The following is a 6,467-nucleotide window of genomic DNA, read 5'->3' as shown; positions in this document are numbered from 1 at the left end:
GCCGCGGCCCGCCGGCATGTCCGCCACGGGCGCCCACACGTCCAAGGCCGGGTCGTAGATCTCGGCGTCCGCCAGGCTCTGCCCGCCGACCGCGCCGCCTTCGGGCAGCAGGACGGGATCCCCGCCGGTGACCAGGATCCGGCCGTCGGCGAGGACGGTCGCCTGGTGCCCGGCGCGCGGGGTGCGCAGGCTCGCGGCGGGGGTCCACAGGTCGGTGTCCGGGTCGTACCGCTCGCAGTAGGCCAGCGGCACCTGGCCCGCCCCGGTGGCCAGGGCCCCGCCGACGACGAGCACCCCGCCCCGGGGCAGCGGCACGATGCGGTGTCCGGACCGCGCCCCGCTCATCGGCGCCGCCGCCTGCCAGCGGTCCCCGGCCGGGTCGTACCGCTCGGCCGAGGCCAGGCTGCGGCCGTCCCGGGTGCCGCCCGTGACCAGCAGCCCGCCGCCCGGGAGGGCGAGGGCCGCGTGCCCCGAACGTCCGCTCAGCGGTGCCTCCTTGGTGTTCCGCCAGGTTCCTGTGGCCGGGTCGTAGAGCTCCGCCGAGGCGAGCACCGCGCCGGTGGTGCCCGTACCGCCCGTCACGAGGACCCTGCCGTCGCCCAGCCGGGTGGTGCTGTGGCCGCGGCGGGCGGCGGCCAGCGGTGGGGCCGCGGACCAGCCGGTGTTCACCGGGTCGAACAGGCCCACGGTGGCCACCGGGGTACCGGCGCCGTCGCAGCCCCCGGCGAGCAGGACCGCGCCACCGGTCAGCAGGACGGGGTCCGTGTCCGTCACCGCTGCGGGCGCGGGCGTGGCCGCGGCCGTCCAGGTGCCGGGGGTGTGCGGCCGGCCCTGCGCGTCCGAGACGGGGATGACGTGCAGCTTCCCGGCCAGGCGCTGGTCCACGGTCAGCCATTGGGCAAGGGCGTCGGCCGCCGCGGTGGGGCTGCGGAAGGACGCGGCGGGCGGCAGCGGGGTGCCGGGGCTCTGCGGCGGGAACGCCTGCGCGTTGTTACGGGTGTACGCCACCACGTACTGCTGTCCCGTGGCCCGGGCGGTGTCCTGCTCGGGGACGGGTCGGCGGCGCTGCGCGTCGGTGCGGGCGAGCGGTGAGCGGCTGGTGCTGTTGCCCTTCAGCAGCCGGCCGAACACGGCGGGGCTGACGCTGACGAGTTTCCTGCCGCCCGTCGGCGGGCCGGCCGGGCCGGTCCCGTCCCGCAGGGGCCGGACGACCTGCCGGGCTTTGCGGTCGACGACGATCTGCTCGTACCGGGCGCTGCGCCGTACGACGCGGGGCGCCGACAGCGCCCCTTCGTCCGCGGCGAGTTCGACCCCCGCGTCCTGTTCCTCGTAGGCGGGCCTGGACAGTTTCACGTCGTCGGCCATGTCCTGGAACTGGGCCATCGCGAACTTCTCGGCCGTGTCCGAGAGCTTGACGAAGCCGCTGCGCTCTCCCGGTTCGATGCGGAACCGCTGCCCGTCGGAGGCGTGCTGGGCGCCGATCCGGTCGATGCGCACGTCGAGCGGGACCACCCGCTGCGCGATGAACAGGGTCCCGAGCGGGTGCAGGACCAGACCGTCGGCGGCGGAGAGGTCCCGGAGGGTGACCAGGGTGCGGGTGCCACCGGAGGGCAGCCGGGTGGTCCAGCCCTCGGTCTTCTTGACCTCGTTCTCCAGCAGGGCGAGCACCTCGACGGGAGGCAGCGTCGTCTGCTGGGCCTCCCCCCATTCGATGTCGAAGTCGGCGGAGATCTCGAAGAACAGCAGGGAGATGGAGCCGCGTCCGTGGGCGCGCCAGGGCGAGGTGCCCTCCAGCACGAAGTCGAGGTCGATGCCGAAGAGGCCGACGCCGAAGGCCTTGAGGGAGATGTGGGCGGAGATCTGGATGACGAAGGCGAAGGGCGAGAACTGGAACAGCGCGTCGAAGCTCAGCTCGCCCTCGATGCCGAAGTCATCGAAGCCCAGGCGGAGTTCCGCCTTGGCGCCGAACTGGACGGTGTTGCTGGTGACGGCGAGGTAGCCGGAGACGCGGAGCAGGCGGCCTGGCTGGTTGAGGATGTCCACCGAGATCCGGTCGGGGACGTCGAAGGGCAGGGCGGGCGGCCGGAAGGAGGGGTGGAAACCGCCGACGGTCAGGACGAACTCGGGGCTGTCGCCCCAGGAGATGAACAGGCCCATCCCGCCGTTGATGGTCATGGTCAGGATGCGCGAGTCGAAGAGGCGCGCGACGAACCACAGCCGGGACTTGTCGACCTCCAGGGCGCCGAGGAACTGGACCTGGATGACGACCAGGGGCAGTTGCTCGGTGGGCAGTACGCAGCTGAGCACCCCGAGGACGGCGATGTTGCCGGGCGGGATCTCGATGATCAGTCCGAGGGAGATCCGGAGCAGGGCGGGGGTGCCCCAGCCGATCTTCGCCATCGGCCCGACGAGGAAGGTGCCGTCCTCCGGCGGGAAGAAGGCGCGCAGGTCGCTGAGGATCCGGGGGGCGTTGGCGACCACGTCCTTCGGGAACATCACCGACTCGATGGCTCCCGAGCGCACGCCGTCGCCCAGCGCGTCCAGGTCCATACCGCGGTTCAGGCCGACCAGTCCGCCGACCGCGAGCAGGGAGAAGCCGAAGCCGAGCTGGATCCCGCCGCCGCCGAACTCGGCCGCGATGACGATCAGCAGGGAGAATCCGCGGCTGCCGTCCGGCATCCGGGTGCTGATCAGCCCGATGGCCTTGAGGGCCACGATCCCGGCGAAGTCGAGTTCGAGGGCGCCCGCGTACTCCCCGTGGTCCGGGTCGAAGTACAGGTATCCGCCGCCGCTGACGATCCCGGCGTCCACGGCCAGGCCGGCGCCCTTGGGCGGCTTGAAGCCGAGGGACACGTCGACGGGGCCGAGGTTGCCGTCGTTGTCGGGGCGGATCGCGAGCCGCGCGGTGAGGCCGATCTCCTCGACCACGGCCGTGACGGGCCCGAGGGCGGCCCGGAAGGTCGCGCCGAGGGAGACCGGCAGCCCGTCGCCGGAGGGTGCCGCGGAGACGGTGAGGGCCCGGATCTCGACCGGCCCGAGTTCCAGATGGGTCGGGATGCGGATCTCCAGGTGGGAGCTGCCGCGGAACGCGAAGCCGTCCCGGTGGGAGATCGCGACCGCGAGGTCCGCGCCGAGGGTGAAGCCGTCTCGGGGCAGTACGGCGGCGATGAACCCGTCGGCGTCGCCCGGTTTGAGGACGAATTCGAGGCCTTGCACCTGGAACTCGGTGTAGATGTCGGCGCCTTCGCCGGACAGCCGTACCCCGCCGCCGCCCGCGAGGCTGCGGAACTGCAGCCGGGTGCCGTCGGCGGATCCGACGAGGACGACGGGGGTGCCGTCGGCCCGGGTCCGTTCGACGACCGCCTCGACGGCCCCTTCGAGGTGCACGGGGGTCCCGTCCCCGGCCTCGAAGCCGACCACGGTCTCGATGGGCCGGCCCGGCCGGATCCGCAGCCCCACGCCGCCTTGCAGGTCGAGCTCGCTGCGGACGGTCAGGGTCAGGCCGGGACCGAGCGGTACCTGCACGCCGAGCCGGCCCGCGAAGGCGGGCAGCAGGGCCAGACCACCGGGCTGGCCGGACCCCGGGGGCAGCTCCAGCATCCGGACCTCGGCCGCGCAGACTGCCTCGTCGCCGTCGCCGTCGGGCTGTTCCAGGAGCACGGCCCGCAGTACGGGGACCGGCGCCTCCCCGGGCTCCTGGGGCGTGTTCCGGACGGACTGGGCGGTCCAGTCCTCGGCGGGGCCTCGGGTGGTGTAGGCGCCGAGTGCGTGCAGCAGGTTGTCGATCTGGGCGGCGAGTGCGGAGTAGGAGAATCCGGGCTCCCCCCAGCCGTAGGCGTCCTTCAGGACGGCGGCGGGGTCGGTGAGGGCCCGCGGCAGGTCCGTGAGGTCCAGGGAGACGTGCCGGTGGGCCGGGCGGTTCCCGGCGGGGGCCACGTGGCGGGCCTTGACGACGCCGAGGGTGCGCAGGGCGAATCCGAGGGCCGGGCGGTTGCGCTGGAGGTGGCTGACGACGAGGTGGTCGATGAGCTGTTTGGGGAAGTGCTCGCGGAAGCCGTCGGCGCGCAGGTGCTCGGGGATCGCCGAGTCCGGGGCCGTGCTGACCGCCCTGATGCCGTTCACCAGTGCCTGGAGGGCCCCGAGTACGCGCGGTACGTCATCGGCGGAGAAGCCGCCGTCCAGCAGGGCGCGCAGGGTCTCGGAGAGGGCGTCCACGCCGGTGCGCAGGCCCTGGAGGGGCTCCGGGACGTCCTCGACGGCCCAGCCGAGCTCGCGCAGCAGTCCGCTGCACTGCTGCGGAGAGGCGAGCGCGGAGCTCAGGGGCAACAGTGCGAGGCCGATCTCGGCGAGGACGGTCTCGAAGGTGCCGGGTCCGCTCATCGGGTCCGTCCCGGGTAGAACATGCGGCTGACGAAGGCGTGTTGGCCCGGGTCGATGCGGTTGACCAGGAGCCACATGCAGACGTAGCAGAAGGAGCCGCGCTCGCCGGTTCCGCCGCTGGCCCGCATCTTGCAGGCCCCGCTGGGCCGGTAGTGGGCACCGGCCCACATCTGCGCGCCCTCGTAGACGCCGATCAGCGTCCTGCGGAGTTCACGCGCGGTGAGTCCGGTGATGGGCTTCGGGATGTCGGCGTCGCCGCTCGGGAATTTCCGGTCGGGGTTCCGGTTCAGCGGGGCGGGGTGCTGGCGCAGGAAGGCCAGTACCCGGCTGTCGGCGGCGGTGAGGGGAGTGCCGCGGGCGTCCTTGAGGGGGACGTAGAGCACGGATCCGGTGTCGAACACCTGGAAGGGCGGGGTGAGGCTGCCGCCCGTCAGGACCAGGATTCCCACTCCGCCCTCGACGGTGATGTCCGCCCGGATGTTCACGTCCTCCAGGAACCTGCTGGTCGGCAGCTTCTCCAGCGGAAGCTGCTTGCCTTCCCGGGTGGGCTGGAACTGCCGCAGGCAGACCTTGTTCTCGCCGCCCTGGACCTTGCGCCAGTCGGCGAGCTCCGCCGGGTCGATCCCCACCCTGATGCCGGTGCCGTTGGGCAGGGCTTCGCTGGGCCGGACGAGCCTCGCCGAGTACTTCATGCGCGGCAGGTTCAGCCATTTGACCTTGTTGATGTCGAGCGACCGGTCGCTGGCCGTGGCCGGGCGGAGGAAACCGAGCAGTGAGATGTTGTCCGCCACCAGGTCTTCGGAGGAGTCCGGACCGTCGCCCTCGTAGTCCTCGTACTCGTCCCCCAGGTTGAAGTTGTGCCCGAACTCGTGGGCGAGCGTGTCGACGAGATCGTCCGTGTCCACCTTGGCGGGGTCCGGGGCGGGGACGACCCGCCGCATCTCCGCGGGGTCGTGGCCGGGCCGCGTGTCGAAGTCGAACAGCAGCAGCTGCTTGCCGACGAAGTTCTGCACGGTCATGGTGCTGGCGTTGAGGGTGACGCCGCGGCCCACGAAGTCGCAGACGAGGAGCGCGATCAGGCCCCGGCTGCGCCGGAACCGCGTGTCGTCCGGGGCCCATACCGGACCCACCTTGTAGGTGGTGCGGGAGAACCGGCCGACGTAGCTCAGCCGGCTCGCGTACGTCTGCACGGAGTTCAGTGGATTCGTCCGAACGCCGCCCGCGTTCAGCTCCGGGGGGTGGCGCCGGGGGTCGAGTGCGAACAGACCGGTCGGGCCGGTGTTCCAGAACGTGTACAGGCGGCTGATGAAGGCCACCACGGCCGGGTCGTTCACGTTGTCCTGCGGCGGCTTGTGCACGACGCCGCGGCCGGAGGTCCGGTCCGCGAGCCGGCTGCCGGCGCACACCCCGAAGAAGGTGTCGCGGGTCTGGAGGATGCCCGGGGACCGGTGTTCCTTCCAGGTCCGGATCAGTGCGGCGTCCACGCGGGCGGGGTCGAAGCCGGTCAGGCCCTGGTGCTTCCAGACCTCCACGAGGTCCGGCCGGACGTCGACGCGTGGCGGCAGCCCGACGCGGTGGACGAGCTCCGCCACGGTGTAGACGTGCCGGTTGTTCGGCCGGGTCGCCGCGGCCCGGCCCTCGTACGGGATCAGCAGGCCGATCCGTGGCGATCCTCCCGCCTTGTCGACGAGCTGGTGGCTGCAGGTGACCCCGCGCTGGAAGGACTCCTCGAAGACGCTGAAGACGTTGAACCGCCCCTTGAGCACCCCGTACGGCTCGTGCCGACGCACGCTGAACACATCGGCCACGGCGTCGTTGACGGCCTTGGTGAACATGGCCCGGTCGGCCGGCGTGCCCTCGAACCCCTCGGCCAGGAGCACGACGTTCTGCATGTTGTCGAAGTCGCGGACGTCCCCGATGTGCTCGTCGACCAGTACGGGTCGGTCCTTGCGGTAGTCGACGACGGCGACCTGGAGGTTGCGGGGCGGGGTCGCTGCGAAGGTCCCGGTGACGTCGACGAAGGCGGGCAGCTGGCCCGGTGGCGGCTTCGGGGTCTCGAACAGGCCCCCAAGCCGACGGTTAGCGGT

The 6,467-nt window shown here is 72.3% G+C and carries 2 protein-coding genes; both read right to left on the bottom strand.

Annotated features, from left to right (window positions below; translation table 11 throughout):
• A partial coding sequence (locus ACFV0Q_RS36675; RefSeq protein ID WP_385011629.1) for a DUF6603 domain-containing protein occupies nucleotides 1–4,380 on the bottom strand: 4,380 nt, incomplete at its 3' end.
• Nucleotides 4,377–6,467: hypothetical protein (locus ACFV0Q_RS36670; protein ID WP_385011627.1), on the bottom strand; the 2,091-nt coding region annotated here is incomplete at its 5' end. The genes ACFV0Q_RS36675 and ACFV0Q_RS36670, both read right to left, overlap by 4 nt.

This window comes from Streptomyces sp. NPDC059564 (assembly GCF_042735575.1).
Taxonomy (GTDB): Bacteria; Actinomycetota; Actinomycetes; order Streptomycetales; family Streptomycetaceae; genus Streptomyces.
The sequence above is the reverse complement of the archived record's forward strand: the minus strand, read 5'-3'. Positions and strand labels throughout refer to the sequence as shown.